At 66.4% G+C, this 14183-nt stretch carries 11 protein-coding genes; 6 read left to right on the plus strand and 5 right to left on the minus strand.

From position 1 onward, the window contains the following. Positions 1-15: 15 nt before the first annotated feature. The 4 genes from proC to LRS12_RS11280 are packed head-to-tail and all read right to left on the minus strand — an operon-like array spanning position 16 to position 4042. Positions 16-792, minus strand: a complete 777-nt coding sequence (gene proC, locus LRS12_RS11265) for a pyrroline-5-carboxylate reductase (protein ID WP_257844660.1) — start codon at positions 790-792, stop codon at positions 16-18. Beyond that, positions 792-2045, minus strand: a complete 1254-nt coding sequence (locus LRS12_RS11270; protein ID WP_257844661.1) for an amidohydrolase family protein — start codon at positions 2043-2045, stop codon at positions 792-794. The genes proC and LRS12_RS11270 overlap by 1 nt, the downstream gene beginning before the upstream one ends. Further along, positions 2042-3370, minus strand: coding sequence for an amidohydrolase family protein (locus LRS12_RS11275; protein WP_257844662.1), 1329 nt, complete (start codon positions 3368-3370; stop codon positions 2042-2044). Before LRS12_RS11275 ends, LRS12_RS11270 begins: the two co-directional genes overlap by 4 nt. A 42-nt stretch (positions 3371-3412) precedes the next feature. Then, positions 3413-4042: an FMN-binding negative transcriptional regulator gene (locus LRS12_RS11280; RefSeq protein WP_257844663.1), complete on the minus strand. Its 630-nt coding sequence runs from the start codon at positions 4040-4042 to the stop codon at positions 3413-3415. A gap of 167 nt (positions 4043-4209) precedes the next feature. On the opposite strand from LRS12_RS11280, the gene LRS12_RS11285 reads away from it, so the two are divergent. The 6 genes from LRS12_RS11285 to LRS12_RS11315 all read left to right on the plus strand — a co-directional run bounded on the left by LRS12_RS11285 (position 4210) and on the right by LRS12_RS11315 (position 13526). Further along, positions 4210-5673, plus strand: coding sequence for a PLP-dependent aminotransferase family protein (locus tag LRS12_RS11285; protein WP_257844664.1), 1464 nt, complete (start codon positions 4210-4212; stop codon positions 5671-5673). Positions 5674-5761: 88 nt separating this feature from the next. Then, entirely contained in the window at positions 5762-6241 is a 480-nt protein-coding gene (locus LRS12_RS11290; protein ID WP_257844665.1) for a hypothetical protein, read from the plus strand. Then, a complete protein-coding gene (locus tag LRS12_RS11295; protein WP_257844666.1) occupies positions 6241-7908 on the plus strand; it encodes an amidohydrolase in 1668 nt (555 codons plus the stop codon). The genes LRS12_RS11290 and LRS12_RS11295 overlap by 1 nt, the downstream gene beginning before the upstream one ends. A 167-nt stretch (positions 7909-8075) precedes the next feature. Continuing rightward, positions 8076-10274 (plus strand): TonB-dependent siderophore receptor, encoded by a 2199-nt coding sequence (locus tag LRS12_RS11300; protein ID WP_257844667.1) that lies wholly within the window; start codon positions 8076-8078, stop codon positions 10272-10274. 331 nt (positions 10275-10605) lie between these two features. Continuing rightward, positions 10606-12087 carry a UxaA family hydrolase gene (locus LRS12_RS11310; RefSeq protein WP_257844668.1) on the plus strand — a complete coding sequence of 494 codons (1482 nt, stop codon included), beginning with the start codon at positions 10606-10608 and terminating at the stop codon, positions 12085-12087. Continuing rightward, positions 12084-13526: a mannitol dehydrogenase family protein gene (locus LRS12_RS11315; RefSeq protein ID WP_257844669.1), complete on the plus strand. Its 1443-nt coding sequence runs from the start codon at positions 12084-12086 to the stop codon at positions 13524-13526. Before LRS12_RS11310 ends, LRS12_RS11315 begins: the two co-directional genes overlap by 4 nt. A gap of 456 nt (positions 13527-13982) precedes the next feature. Here LRS12_RS11315 and LRS12_RS11320 read toward each other — a convergent pair whose 3' ends face one another. After that, the gene (locus LRS12_RS11320; protein ID WP_257844670.1) at positions 13983-14156 is read right to left on the minus strand and encodes a hypothetical protein; all 174 of its coding nucleotides are present in this window, start codon (positions 14154-14156) and stop codon (positions 13983-13985) included. Positions 14157-14183: the final 27 nt, after the last annotated feature.

Consider the following 14183-nt stretch of genomic DNA (forward strand, 5'->3'; position numbering starts at 1 on the left):
GCCTGCCCGTGGCTGTTATCCGGCGAGTTCGCGCGAGCGCGCCGCTGCCGCATCGACGACCGACTGGACGAGCCGGTCGATCGCATCGTCCTGATCCATCTGCACAAGGCCTGCAGCGGTGGTGCCGCCGGGACTGGTCACCTGCCGCCGCAACTCGGCCAGCTCGGCCGGGTCCGCGCCTGCCAGCGCCGCCGCGCCGGTAAAGGTCGCACGCGCGAGCTGCATCGCCAGATCGGCAGGAAGCCCCGCCTGCGCCCCCGCCTTCGCCAGCGCTTCTGTGAAGCGGAAGAAATAGGCCGGACCGCTCCCCGATACCGCGGTCACCGCGTCGATCTGACGCTCGTCGTCGAGCCACACCACCGGGCCGGTCGGCGCGAGCAGTGCGTTGACGGTGGCAAAATCGCTCATCCGCACATCGCGCCCCACGACCGCCGCCGTAATCCCCTGCCCGATCGCGGCGGGGGTGTTCGGCATGGTCCGCACCAGCCGCCCGCTGTTCAGTGCGTCGCCGAGCCCCTGCAACGTGATCCCGGCCATGATCGACACGAACAACGCATCGCGCGCCGCCAGCGAATGCAGCGCTCCCCCGATCGCGGGAAAGACCTGCGGCTTGACCGCCAGCACCACGGCAAGATCGCTACTGGCTTCGACATCGGCCAACGCATCGACCCGCTCCGCGCCCTCGGGCAGATCAGCAGCCAGCGGATCGAACACCAGGACGCGATGCGCGCCCGCCCAGCCGCGCGCCATCGCGCCGCCCATCCGTCCGCACCCGACCAGCAGCACATCCATCAGCGCGCATCCCTGTAGCGTTCGGCGAGGACGTCCTGGCGCGACCGGTTCGATACCTCGCGCCCCTCGATAATCACCCGCACCGCGATGCTCGACGGCTCGAGCGGGTCGCCGTCCCACACCACCAGATCGGCGTCGGCACCGGGGATGAGCGTGCCGCCGCCCCGTCCCCAGATCGCCAGCGGCGCAGTGGTGACTGCGCGCAGCCCCTCGATCCAGCTCAGGCCGTTTGAGACCGCAAGTCCCGCGCCCTCGCGCAGTGCCATGCCCGCATTATAGTTGCTGTGGATCGCGCCGCCCGCCTGACCGATCGCGATCGCCACGCCCGCACGGCGGAGCAGGATCGCATTGTCCTGACGCGCGCCGAGCTGGTCGAAGCTGCCAGGCAGATTGACCTGCGGGTCGAGCACTACCGCGACCTTCGCTGCCGCGAGTTCGTCCGCTGCGCGCCATGCTTCGGTTCCGCCCACGATCACCACCCGGATGCCGAACTCCCGCGCCAGCGCCGCCGCCTGACGGATGTCGCTCTCGCGATGCGTCTGGATCGCGAGCGGGACATCGCCGCGCAGCACCGCGCGGATCAGCTGCTCGCCGGCGCGCTTGCCCGGCGGCGGGCCGCCCCCTTTGCCCTTCCTGCCCTTGCCCTTTTGCGGGGTTGGCTCCGGGCGCGCGTCGAGCAGCGCCTTGCGCAGCGCGGTCCATTGCACTGCGCGAGATCCCAGCCTGTCCCACGCGCCGCCGCCGATCACTGCATAGACGCCGACATCGGCGGCGTCGCGGATATCGACCCCGTCGCGCAGCCGGACCATGCTCGCCTCGCCGCTGAACGGGGCGAAGCGCGAGGGCGACGGGTAAACCAGCGCGCGGGTGATGCCGTCGGCCCGCGCGAGGCTGACCAGCGTCGAATTTCCGTTGAGCGCGCTGCTCATGTCGAACCCGGCATTGCGCTCGTCCGCCGACGCCATGTCGCGGGTGTCGCCCGATCCGGACACTTCGACCAGCCCGATCTGGGTCGCGGCGTTGACGAAACCGGGCGTCACCGGCCTGCCGCGCGCGTCGATGACGCTCGCGCCTTCGGGCACCGCGCCACCCGGCGTGACCGAGACGATCTTGCCACCCGCAATCACGATTGTCGCGTCGCGGACCGGGGCATCGCCCTCCAGCGTCCACGCCTCGGCATGGGTCACGGCGATCGTCTGGGCCGAAACCGGCGCGGCGATTGCCAGCGCGATCAGCGATGCGGCAATTCTCATGGCTTCACACCCCCGCGCCCCGCCTCGAAGTCGGAGACCGGCCCCGTCGGCGGGCGGTTGCGATCATAGGCGACCGCGCCGTCGATCAGCACCAGATCGGCCTTGCTGTAGATGCTGAACGGATTGCCCGACCACAACACCACATCTGCCCGATAGCCCGGCGCGAGCGTACCGACGCTTTTGTCGAGCCCGAGCAGCTTTGCCGGATTGCTGGTCGTCCATTTGATCATCACTTCAGGCGGGGTTTCGATCCCGATGCGTCGCCCCGCCGCCGCCGCCTTTGCCGCGGCGATGTTGAGCCGCTGGCCATCGGCGGGCGAGTCCGAATGCATCATCACGCACACCCCGGCGCGCTCCAGCAGCGGGGCTTCGGCGCGCACTGCGTCCTGGGCCTCCATCTTGAAGCCCCACCAATCGGCCCAGACCGCAGCGCAGGTTCCCGCCTCACGCAACAGGCCGGGGATCTTGTACGCTTCGGTCGCGTGATGGATCGCGCCGATGGTGAAGCCGAACTCCTTCGCCACCGCCATCACCGACGCGATGTCGTTGGCGCGATAGCAATGGAAATTGACCCGGATATCACCCGCCAAAATCCCGGCCAGCGTCTCGAGCTTGAGGTCGCGCTCGACCGCCGCGCCGCGCTCCACCGCGCGCTTGTACGCCTGCGCGTCGAGGAAGGACTGGCGCATGAATGCGACTACGCCCTGGCGGCTGGTCGGGCCATCATTCTTGTCGTCGGCACCCCAGCTCTTGGGGTTCTCGCCGCACGCCATCTTGAATCCCTGGACACTGCCCACGGCCTTCATGCCCCACACGGTCGGCGCACGCACCGGCTTCACCACCACCGATCGCCCGGCAAAGATCGGGGTCGATCCGGGAAGGATCTGGATCGTCGTCACCCCCGCCGCCAGTGCGCGGTCGAACGCCATGTCCTGCGGGTTCACCGCCGTCTCGATCCAGGTGTCGGCGCTGTCGGGCGTCGCCACCTCCGACACGTCGCTCGCTTCGCGGTCGATCGCGGTAAGCGGGAGTACCCAGGTGCCGCCATGGCTGTGGACGTCGATCACGCCGGGCGTGACCCAACGGCCGTTGGCATCGACTTCACGCACGCCGGGATTGGCGATTCCCTTGCCCACAGCGACGATCCTGCCGCCGCGCACCAGCACGTCGCCGCCGTCGATCCGCCCGCCCGCGCCGTCGAGTATGGTCGCGCCGCGCAGCAGCATGTCGTCGGGCGCCGGGGTCTGATACCGGCTGGGGAACGGGTCGAGCGTCCAGGGTGCCACCGATTGCGCCCCCGCAATGGGCGCAGCAAGCAGCGCCATGGCCGCAACGCCGCACCCGATCCTGTTCCCCCGCCGCATCGCTCACCGCCCCCGGTTGAACCGGCGCATCCACGCCGCAATGTCGCCATCAGGCAGCGCATCGAGAATCGCGTCCAGCGTCGCCGAATCCTCGTCCTGCCCCAGCTTGAACTTGCCCGAGACACGGGTCACCCGTGCGCGAAACCCGATGATCCGGTCGAGCATCGCATGATAGCGCGGCCCCAGCTCCTCCACGCCCCAGGCCGCAGGTCTCCCCGCCTCCATCGCATCGACCAAAACCTTGAGAGACATTTCGGTCAAGGCGCTGTCGAATTCGACCTCCGCACCGATCGTCAGCTGCGCATAGTTCCAGGTCGGTGCCCAGTCGCGCCGTCCCGCATGTTCGGGACTGACATAGGCGTGCGGGCCGGTGAACAGCATCGTCGCCTGCGGATCAACGACCAGCGCGGCATGGAGCGGGTTGGAGCGCATCAGATGTCCGATCAGCTCGACCAGCCGCCCGGCATCGTCGAACACGCCGATCAGCGGCAGCAGGCTCGCTTCCATGGCTGCGGCCGGACCGCCGCAGACCCAGGCGAGCGGATGCGCCTCGACCAGCGCGCGAACATCGGCATCGCCGAACCGTTCGAACAGCGGAACCCCTGCCCCCGTCATGCCGTCCGCTTCACTCATCTGCCCCGTTACCCGTATCGAATGGCCCCCCTTGTTTCCGATGACTGGGGTAGGGACAAGCACCAATTCATAAAAGGTCGATGGTCCACCGCCCGGTTGCGTGACCGTTTTATTGCGGTTAGCATTGGACCCGACATAGGCCAATTTATTGCAATGGAGATGGTCCAATGCTGCGACCGTGGCAAGTCAGCCTGGGGGATCGCATCGATCCGTCCCGCGACGTTCCCATCTATATGCAGATCATTCAGGCGTTGATCCGCGACATCGAGCGCGGACGGCTGACGTCGGGCACCTATCTTCCCAGCAGCCGCGAACTGGCGACCATATTGCGGGTCAACCGCAAGACAGTGGTGCTGGCCTATGAGGATCTGATCGCGCAGGGCTGGCTCGATTCGGCGGGAACGCGCGGGACGATGGTCTCCGCCTCGCTGCCCGAACCGGTCAACCGCCAGCGCGCCGGGGTCGAGGCGACGATGAGCGACGCGCCTATCGACTATCGCTACGCGCCGCCGCCCGAACGCCCCCTGGCGCTGCCGTCCGGCCCCGGCCTCAAGCTGGACGAAGGCGCACCCGACGGCCGCCTGTTCCCCGCCGACCTGCTCGCCCGCGCCTATCGCGCCGCCGCCCAGCGCGCATCGCGCGAAAACCTGTTCCAGTACGGCAACCCACGCGGATCCTTGCCGCTGCGGGAAAGCATCGCGACGATGCTGAAGAGCCAGCGCGGCCTTCCCGTCACCGCAGAAAACATCTGCATCACCCGAGGCAGCCAGAACGGCATCTTCCTCGCCGCCCATGTGCTGGTTCGCCCCGGCGATTCGGTGATCGTCGAGGCGCTGACCTATGAACCGGCGGTTGCCGCCTGCCGATCATTGGGCGCGAACATCGTGTCGGTCGGGCTGGACGAAGACGGGATCGACGTCGAGGCGGTCGAGCGTGCCTGTCGCCGCAACGCGGTGCGTGCGGTATTCCTGACCCCGCATCACCAGTTCCCTACGACCGTGTCGCTGCGCCCCGAGCGGCGGCTGCGGCTGCTGGAACTCGCCCACCAGTTCGGTTTCGCGATCATCGAGGATGATTACGACCATGAGTTCCATTTCGAATCGCAACCGCTGCTGCCGATGGCCGGCTATGGCCCCGGCCATGTCATCTATGTCGGGTCGATGTCCAAGCTGCTGCTGCCGGCATTGCGCATCGGCTATGTCGCTGCGCCGCCGCCGGTGATCGACGCGATCGCGCACATGGTGTCGCTGACCGACGGCATGGGTAACACGCTCACCGAAAATGCCGCCGCCGAACTGATCGAGAATGGCGAGTTGCGCCGCCATGCGCGCAAGGTGCGACAGGTCTATGCGAAACGGCGGGAGAATTTCGCGCGGGAAATCGACCGCGGCCTGGGCGACCTGGTGGAATACAGGATGCCCGATGGCGGGCTCGCCTTCTGGCTGCGCTTTCCGAACACCGATCTCGATACGATGGAGGCGCGCGCCGCCGCGATGGGGCTGCGCTTTGCCGCGTCGCGATCGTTCATGACCCGCGACGATGCGCCGCGTGGCCTGCGCATCGGCTTTGCCAGCCTGAATGAGCATGAGGCGCGCACCGCCATCGCCGCGCTGCGTGAGGCAGCGGGATGAACCGCACTGGTCCCGCGAACTCCCTCAACTTGGATGTTTTCCGATCCACTGCTTGGGCAGAGCTTGTACGGAAACGGGAGGAAACCAGATGAACTATCCGATGCTCGCCCTCGCCCTGCTCGCCGCCCCGCCGGTGCTCGCCCAGGACGCCCCGCCACCGGCAGCCGAGTCCGAACAATGGCCCGAAGCGTGGTTCGAGATCTTCAAGCTCGCCCCGGGCAAGCAGGAGGATTTCATCCGCCGCATCGCGCAGGTGGACGAGGTCGCGGCGGCGGGTGGGCAGCCGCCGATCCAGCTGTTCTTTCATGAAAATGGCGCGGATTTCGACGTCATCATCTTCAAGCCGGTGACGGGGCGCAAACCGACCGCCGAGCAACAGGCGGCGATGGCGAAGAAGCGCAAGGAGCTGGGAATGGAGAGCGGCCCGGCCTATTTTGTCGGCATCCGCGAGCTGATCGCCGAACATACCGATTCAAAGACCTATGGCCCGCTGTCCGCTGCAACTTGGCTGGCCAAGCTCGACAAATGGCGCGCCGAGAACCCACCGCGCGTCAAGGGAGGCAAGTGATGATCGGTCGCCGTAGCGTCGTCGCCCTTGGTGTCGGCAGTGCCGTCGCCGCCATCAGCCATCGCGCATTGGCCGGCAGCGATGATCTGCTCGACACCGCCTATATCAATGCAAAGGTCTGGACAGGGGCGGGGCCGGATGTCCGCACCGACGCGATCGGCGTGAAGGGCGACCGCATTGCGGCGATCGGGGCCGATGCGGTGCGCGCGCGGACCGGCAAGCGCACCCGTGTCGTCGACCTGCAAGGGGCGTTCGTGACCCCTGGCTTCATCGACCCGCATGTTCATTTCGTGAAGGCGTCGATCATGCTGTCGCAGGCGTCGTTGCGCGACGCCGCCAATCCGAAGGAATTCGTCGAGCGCGTCGCCGCTGCCGCAAAGGCACTGCCCAAGGGGCAATGGCTGGAGGGCGGCAATTGGGATCAGGACCGCTGGGGCGGCGAAATGCCGCACCGCAAATGGATCGACGCGGTCACTCCCGACACGCCGGTCGCGGTGATCCGCTATGATCTGCACATGCTGTTGCTGAACTCGCTGGCGCTCAAGCTGGTGGGGATCGACCGCAATTCGGTCGCCCCGCCTGGGGGCGTGATCGAACGCGATCCCGACGGCGAGCCGACTGGCATCGTCAAGGACGCCTCAAAGGACATGGTGCTGCGCGCAATCGGGCAAAAGAGCGATGCGCAGATCGATGCCGCCGCGCGCAGCGGCATTGCGCTCGCGCTCAGCAAGGGGGTGACACAGGTCCATCCGACCGAGAAGGAATCGGTCAGCTTCGATTGCACCCGCCGCCTGCATGCGCGGGGCGAAGCGGGCATCCGCTTCCGTCATTATCTGCCGCTTCAGGACTGGGAGGCGCAGGCTGCGCTGATTGCACGCGAAGGGCGCGGCGACGACTGGGTGCAATGGGGCGGGTGCAAGGTCGCGTTCGACGGATCGCTGGGCTCGCGCACCGCGAAGTTCTACGAACCCTATCTCGATGATCCGACCACGCGCGGGATTATCGTCACCGATCCCGCCGACCTGCGCCGCTGGACCGAGGGCGCGGACAAGGCCGGACTTCAGGTCACCGCCCATGCGATCGGGGACGAGGCAAACGACATCGTCCTCGACACGCTCGCCGCCGTTGCCAGGGCCAATGGGCCGCGCGACCGCCGCTTTCGGGTCGAGCATGTCCAGCACATGAAGCCGCACGCCATCCCGCGCTTCAAGGCGCAGGATATCGTGGCGTCGGTTCAGCCCTATCATGCGATCGACGATGGCCGCTGGGCGGTGCGCCGGATCGGCGAAGAACGGCTGGAGACGAGCTTTGCCTTTGGATCGCTGGTCCGGTCCGGCGCGCATGTCTGCATGGGGTCGGACTGGCCGGTCGCGCCGATGGACCCGTTCACCGGCCTCGACGCCGCGGTCAACCGCGAAACGCTGGACGGCAAGCATCCCGATGGCTGGCATCCCGCGCAGCGGGTGACGCTGGCCCAGGCACTGCGCTGCTACACCAGTGAGGGTGCCTATGCCGGGTTCAACGACATGAAAATGGGGCTGATCGCGCCCGGCTATCTCGCCGACTTCGCGGTCATGGATCAGGATCTATTCGCGATTGATTCGCATTTGCTTAAGCGAACGACAGTGCTACGGACCATTGTCGGCGGCGTTCAGCGTTTCGGCTGAATGCTTTACCGGGGGGCATCGCAATCTTGCCGATTGGACCCCCGCATGTGTGGGAACTGGATGTTTCAAGGGCCAGTTCCGGCGGACATGTTGATCCTGCGATAACAGGCTTGGACCCAGATCCAGCCGTGTCGGGAGGGAACACACAACCAGTTCGGGGAAGTATCATGGTTTCCAGGAAGAATGCACTGCGCGGAACCGGCCTTGCGGCGATGGCTGCGGCCATGCTGGCCAGCGTGCCGGCCCTCGCGCAGGATACGCAGAGCGATGACGAAGTGCTCATCACCGCCCAGCGCGACAACCAGAGCCAGGTCAGCCGCAGCGGCAAGCTCGGCGCGCTGGGCGATCAGGACGCGATGGACACGCCCTTCTCGGTCAAGAGCTACAATTCCGCGCTGATCCTCAACCAGCAGCCCCAGACGCTCGGACAGGTACTCGAGAACGATCCTGCGATCCGCGTCAGCACCGCGTTCGGCACGCCCGCCGAGCTGTTCGTGGTGCGCGGGTTCAACCTCGCCTCGGACGATATCGCGTTCAATGGCATGTATGGCCTGACGCCGCGCCAGCTGGTCGCACCGGAGCTGTACGATCAGGTCCAGGTGCTCAACGGTGCCAGTGCCTTCCTCAACGGTGCGGCGCCGGGCGGCTCGGGCCTGGGCGGCGGCATCAACCTCATCTCGAAGCGCGCAGCTGCGAAGGATCTGAACCGCGCGACGCTCAACTATTCGGGCACGGCGCATTTCGGTGGTGCATTCGATTTCGGACGGCGCTTCGGCAATGGCGAATTCGGTGTCCGCCTCAACGGCGCGTTCCGTGCGGGCGACACGGCGGTGGACGACGAGTTCCGCCGAGCCACCGTGTTGGGTGCGAGTTTCGACTGGAACTCGGGCGACCTGCGCCTGACCGCCGACTTCGCCTATCAGCGGCTGTTCGTGCGCGGTTTGCGCCACAAGGTCGCGATCCCGACCACAACCACCGTGATCCCGGTCGTGCCGCGCGGCGACGTCAATTATTCGCAGCAATGGCAGACCTATGAGCAGCGCGACGTGTTCGGCATCGTCGGCCTGGAATATGACTTTGCCGAAAACGCGATGTTCTACGCCTCGTTCGGCGCGCGCGACGGAATGGAAGAGGGCGTTTCGCTCAATGCGGTCACCCTCACCAACCTGACGACGGGCGCCGCGGTCAGCGGCAACGCACAATTCACGCCCCGCACCGACAATAACGAAGCCGCGCAGGCCGGCTTCCGCGTGAAGGGCAACACGTTCGGCATTTCGCACCAGCTCAATCTGGGCGGATCGCTCAGCTGGCAGGTCAACCGCAACGCCTATCAGCGCTATGGCACCTACACGACCAACATATACAACCCGGTCCAGGTCGCGCGCCCTGCCGAAACGACGGTGCGGGGCGGCAATCTGACCAATCCCTTCCCGGTCGCGCGGACCCGCTATCACAGCTTCTACGTGTCCGACACGCTGGGCTTTGCCGACGATATGGTGTTCCTGACCGTCGGTCTGCGCCACCAGATCATCGAGGATCGCCGCTACGCCTATAACCAGACCGGCGCGATCCCGCCGGGCGGCCAGACCAGCCGGTACAAGAAGGGCACCACCACGCCTGTCGTCGGCCTGGTCATCAAGCCGAGCGAAAGCATCTCGCTCTATGCCAACCGGATCGAAGGGCTGGTCGCCGGCAGCGTCGCGCCGGTCGATGCCGCGCTGATCAACTCGGGCGAAGTGTTCGCGCCGTTCAAGACCACGCAATATGAGTTTGGCGGCAAGGCGGCGATCGGCGATTTCAACGCATCGCTCGCATTCTACCAGCTCAAGCGCCCGAATGCATTCACGCGCGACATTTCGCCGCTGCCCGCGACGGGGCCGACCCGCATCTTCGTCGTCGAGGGCGAGCAGCGCAATCGGGGCGTCGAACTCGCGCTCGACGGCGAACTGACCACGGGGCTGCGCCTCATCGCCGGTGCCGCGATCAACGACGCAAAGCTGACCCGGAACGCGGATGCGACGCTGAACGGCATGAAGGCGGTCGGCGTGCCCGACTATACCGCCAACGCGAATGTCGAATGGGACGTGGTGGGCGGCCTTACCGTCACCGGGCGGGTGATGCACACCGGGCCGCAGATGGTGACGATGCGCAACACGCTGGAACTGGGCGCATGGACCCGCTTCGACCTCGGCGCGCGGTTCGTGACGGTGATGGGCGGCAGCCCGGTCACCTTCCGCGCCAATGTCGATAATGTGCTCAACGATCGCTATTGGGCGGCTTCGTTCACCAGCTTCCCGACCTTCGATGCGTCGCTGCTGCAAGGCTTGCCGCGCACCTTCAAACTGTCGGTGACCGCCGACTTCTGACGGAAGGAGGGCGCAGCGCGACGCTGCGCCCTCCCTCACGACTATGCGCTCGCGCTGCGCGCGCGCGTCCTTCGGTCGGGTTATGCCCGGGCAGCCGGGCTAGCGACCTTATGCGCCTTGCGCACCGGCCCGTTGGTCAGTTCATAGACGAGTATCGCCGCTTCCCAGTCCGGTACGTGACGTTCCGCAACCAGACGGGCAAGGAACGCGCCGTCAGACCGTCGCGCAACATCGTGCCGCGCAACGGTCTGTAGATGGGCGACCTGGGTATATTGTATGATGAACGATGTTTCGCCTAAGGCATGTGTTGCGGACTCCCGGAGTTTCTAGAATGCCCAAGGCGCTGAAGGTCGTCCCGCATGACGATGTGCTGACGATGCTGGAGTCCGGCGCGGCGGGCGACCTTGTCGAGTATGACGGCGGCAGCCTGAGGCTGGTGGATGTCGTGGAGCGCGGGCACAAGGTGGCGTTGCGCCCGATCGAGCGCGGCGCGCCGGTGCGCAAGTTTGGATTTCCGATCGGGCGGGCGAGCCAGTCGATTGCTCCGGGAGCGCATGTTCATTCGCATAATCTGGCGACTGCGCTGGGCGGGCAGGGCAGCTATGCCTATGCGCCCGGAAACGCGACGACGCCGGAACATGCGGCAGGGGCTGCGACGTTCATGGGCTATCGCCGCGCCGACGGCCGGGTCGGGACACGCAACGAAATCTGGATTCTGCCGACGGTTGGCTGCGTCGCGCGGACGGCGGAACGCATCGCGCGACAGGCGGGGGAGCGGGTCGCGCATCTGGTCGATGGTGTGCATGCCTTTGCGCATCCGCATGGCTGTTCGCAGCTTGGCCATGACCTTGACGGCACGCGCGCGATCCTGGCGAGCCTCGCATGCCATCCCAATGCTGGCGGCGCGGTGATCATCGGGCTGGGGTGCGAGGAAAATCAGGTCGCGGCGCTGCTCGACGAAATCCCCGAAGCGCGGCGCGGATCGGTGCGGTTCCTCGTTGCCCAGATGAGCATGGACGAGGTGGCCGAGGGGGTCGCGCTGGTCGAGGAACTCGCACAGGCGGCGACCGCAGAGCGTAGCCCGGTCGGACTCCAAGCGCTTGTTCTGGGGGTCAAGTGCGGAGGCTCCGACGGACTGTCGGGCCTGACCGCGAACCCGCTGGTGGGGCGGATGGCCGATCATGTGACCGCGGCGGGCGGTAGTGCGATCCTGACCGAGATTCCCGAGATTTTCGGGGCCGAACATCTGCTGATGGATCGCGCAGCGTCAAGCGACGTCTTTGATGCGATCGTGGAACTGGTAAACGGCTTCAAGCAGCATTTCATCGACCATGGCGAACCCGTGTCGGAAAACCCCTCGCCCGGAAATGTCGCGGGCGGGATCACCACGCTCGAGGAGAAATCGCTCGGCGCGGTGCAAAAGGGCGGCACGAGCCCGGTCGCCGATGTGATCAACTATGGCGCGCGGATCACGGCGCGGGGGCTGACCCTGCTGGAGGCACCCGGCAACGACGCGGTGTCGTCGACGGCGCTGGCGGCTGCCGGGGCGACGGCGATCCTGTTCACCACCGGGCGCGGGACGCCACTCGGCTTTCCGGTGCCGACGATCAAGATTGCGTCCAATCACGACCTTGCCGCGCGCAAGTCTGGCTGGATCGACTTCGATGCAGGAATGGTGCTCGACGCGGGGATGGACGCGGCCGACTCTGCATTGCTTCAGGCGATCGTCGCGATTGCTTCCGGTCAGGAAACCGCCGCAGAACGCAACGGCGAGCGCGAGATTGCTATCTGGAAACGTGGAGTAACGCTGTGACCGTTCTTTGCCGCGCCACCTTGTCCAGCCTGCCCGCGAGCGTGGAGACGCCAGCAGGGCGGCCTGCGCTGTCCACCGGCATCGTCCATTTCGGTCCCGGCGCGTTTCACCGCGCGCATCAGGCGGCCTATATCGATCGCCTGCTGGCCGATGACCCGCGCTGGGGGATTGCGGCGGTGTCGATGCGGACGCGCGGCACAGTCGATGCGCTGGCGGCGCAGGATGGGCTGTACACGCTGGCAATCCGCGACGCGGCGCCGTCGCTGCGGGTGATCGGCGCACACAGCGCGTTCCTTGGCCCAGAGGATGCGGCGCATACCAGCGCCTTGCTGGCCGATCCGGGCGTGCGGCTGGTCACTTCGACCGTCACCGAAAAGGGCTATTGCCTTGCGCCCGACGGGACGCTTGATTTGGCCCACCCCGACATCGTCCACGATCTGGCAGGGGCAGCGATGCCGCGCTCGGTTGTGGGCTGGATCGTCCAGGGGCTTGCCGCGCGACGATCAGCGAGAGTCGCGCCGTTCACGGTCATGCCGTGCGACAATCTGGCGGACAATGGGCGCAAGCTGCACGCGGCGTTGGTCGCCTATGCGGGGCAGATCGATGCCGAACTGGCGGCATGGATCGCGACGGAGGTCGCGGTGCCGTGCACGATGGTCGATTCGATCACGCCGGCGAGCGATGCCTGCTTCCTGTCGGACCTGGCCGCGCAACTCGGTGTCGAGGATGCGGCGGCGGTCCAGCGCGAATCCTTCGCACAATGGGTGGTCGAGGATCGCGGCATCGACTTCGGCCCCGACCTCGAGGCTGTGGGCGTCATCCTGACCAGCGACGTGGCGGCATGGGAACGGGCCAAGCTCCGCATCCTCAACGGCGCGCACTCGAGCATCGCCTATCTTGGCCTGCTGCGCGGGGCGGGGTCGGTGGCGGAAGCCATGTGCGACGTCGCGCTGGCACGCTTCGCCGACGATATGGTGCGCGACGAAATTCAGCCCTTTGTCGGTACCGTGCCGGGGCTCGACCTGGATCAGTATCGCGCCGACGTGATGCAGCGCTTCCGCAATCCGGCGATCGTCCATCGGCTGGAGCAGATCGCGATCGATGGGTCGCAGAAGATTCCCTATCGGCTAGGGGACTCGCTGGCGGCGAACCGCGCTGCTGGCGTGTTGCCTGGACATATCGTCACGGCGTTGGCGGGGTGGATCGTGTTCCTGCACGAACGCGCGCGCTCTGGCACGCCGATCGCCGATCCGCATGCGGCGGCGATGGCTGAGCTTGCCGGGGGCACAGACGCGGCGGGCTTCGCGCGGGCACTGGCAGAGCGGGATATCGGCCTCACCCGCGCACTGCTCGTGGACGCGGCGCTGATGCGCGCGCTGGAACGGGCGGTATGCGCTGTCGCCGCCCGCGATTGGGATGCGACGCCGCTGGCCGGCTGAGTTCCGCTGGCGCGTCGCGATCGCCCGGTGGCAATTTGCGCCGATCGTCGGGACGCCGTCCAAGGGCTGTTCGCCGTCCAGTTGCACGCAAATCATCAATTCGGAGACGAACTACTGGCTCCCCCGACGGCGCCAATCTGGGCGAACTGGTCGAACGGTTGCTGCGCATATGACCGCGCTCGCGGCGCGGGTCTTCGATGTTGAACCGTCGCAAAGGACGCGATTTCGCAGTCCGCGAAACAGCCCCCGTCACAGCCCCGGATTAGACGTGAATGATTGCGGACGTGCCGGGACCCTGATCGGGAAAAAATCTAGGTTTTCCGGGGCTTTAGCTCATTCGCGCGAGGTGCTGCGAATGGGTGGCTGGTGCCAGAAGAACACTCCCATCGGCACCCAAGTAGCTGATTTCCTACGCGAATTGGCAGTGGGAAATCACCAACACCATCAATAGCACCATCATATCTTCTGGAAAAGGCTGGATTTCCACGGACCAAGCATGTTTTCCGCCGGAACGAAGGCGTGCCGGTTGATGCGGCCCTTGATCATCAAGAAAGGCCTGCCCAGGCCCCAGCACACCCCACCGAGCAACACGAGACTGTCGCCTAGAGCAAATCGCGCGTAGTTGATCATGCGCCCTGATCGTTCACGAACGCAATG

Source organism: Sphingomonas sp. J344, assembly GCF_024700005.1.
GTDB lineage: Bacteria > Pseudomonadota > Alphaproteobacteria > Sphingomonadales > Sphingomonadaceae > Sphingomonas.

Bases quoted from the DNA above. Each gene is read 5' to 3' on its own strand.
- LRS12_RS11285 (WP_257844664.1), top strand. From the start codon at position 4,210: ATGCTGCGACCGTGGCAAGTCAGCCTGGGGGATCGCATCGATCCGTCC.
- LRS12_RS11295 (WP_257844666.1), top strand. From the start codon at position 6,241: ATGATCGGTCGCCGTAGCGTCGTCGCCCTTGGTGTCGGCAGTGCCGTC.
- LRS12_RS11270 (WP_257844661.1), bottom strand. From the start codon at position 2,045: ATGAGAATTGCCGCATCGCTGATCGCGCTGGCAATCGCCGCGCCGGTT.
- LRS12_RS11310 (WP_257844668.1), top strand. From the start codon at position 10,606: ATGCCCAAGGCGCTGAAGGTCGTCCCGCATGACGATGTGCTGACGATG.
- LRS12_RS11320 (WP_257844670.1), bottom strand. From the start codon at position 14,156: ATGATCAACTACGCGCGATTTGCTCTAGGCGACAGTCTCGTGTTGCTC.
- proC (WP_257844660.1), bottom strand. From the start codon at position 792: ATGGATGTGCTGCTGGTCGGGTGCGGACGGATGGGCGGCGCGATGGCG.
- LRS12_RS11300 (WP_257844667.1), top strand. From the start codon at position 8,076: ATGGTTTCCAGGAAGAATGCACTGCGCGGAACCGGCCTTGCGGCGATG.
- LRS12_RS11275 (WP_257844662.1), bottom strand. From the start codon at position 3,370: ATGGCGCTGCTTGCTGCGCCCATTGCGGGGGCGCAATCGGTGGCACCC.
- LRS12_RS11290 (WP_257844665.1), top strand. From the start codon at position 5,762: ATGAACTATCCGATGCTCGCCCTCGCCCTGCTCGCCGCCCCGCCGGTG.
- LRS12_RS11280 (WP_257844663.1), bottom strand. From the start codon at position 4,042: ATGAGTGAAGCGGACGGCATGACGGGGGCAGGGGTTCCGCTGTTCGAA.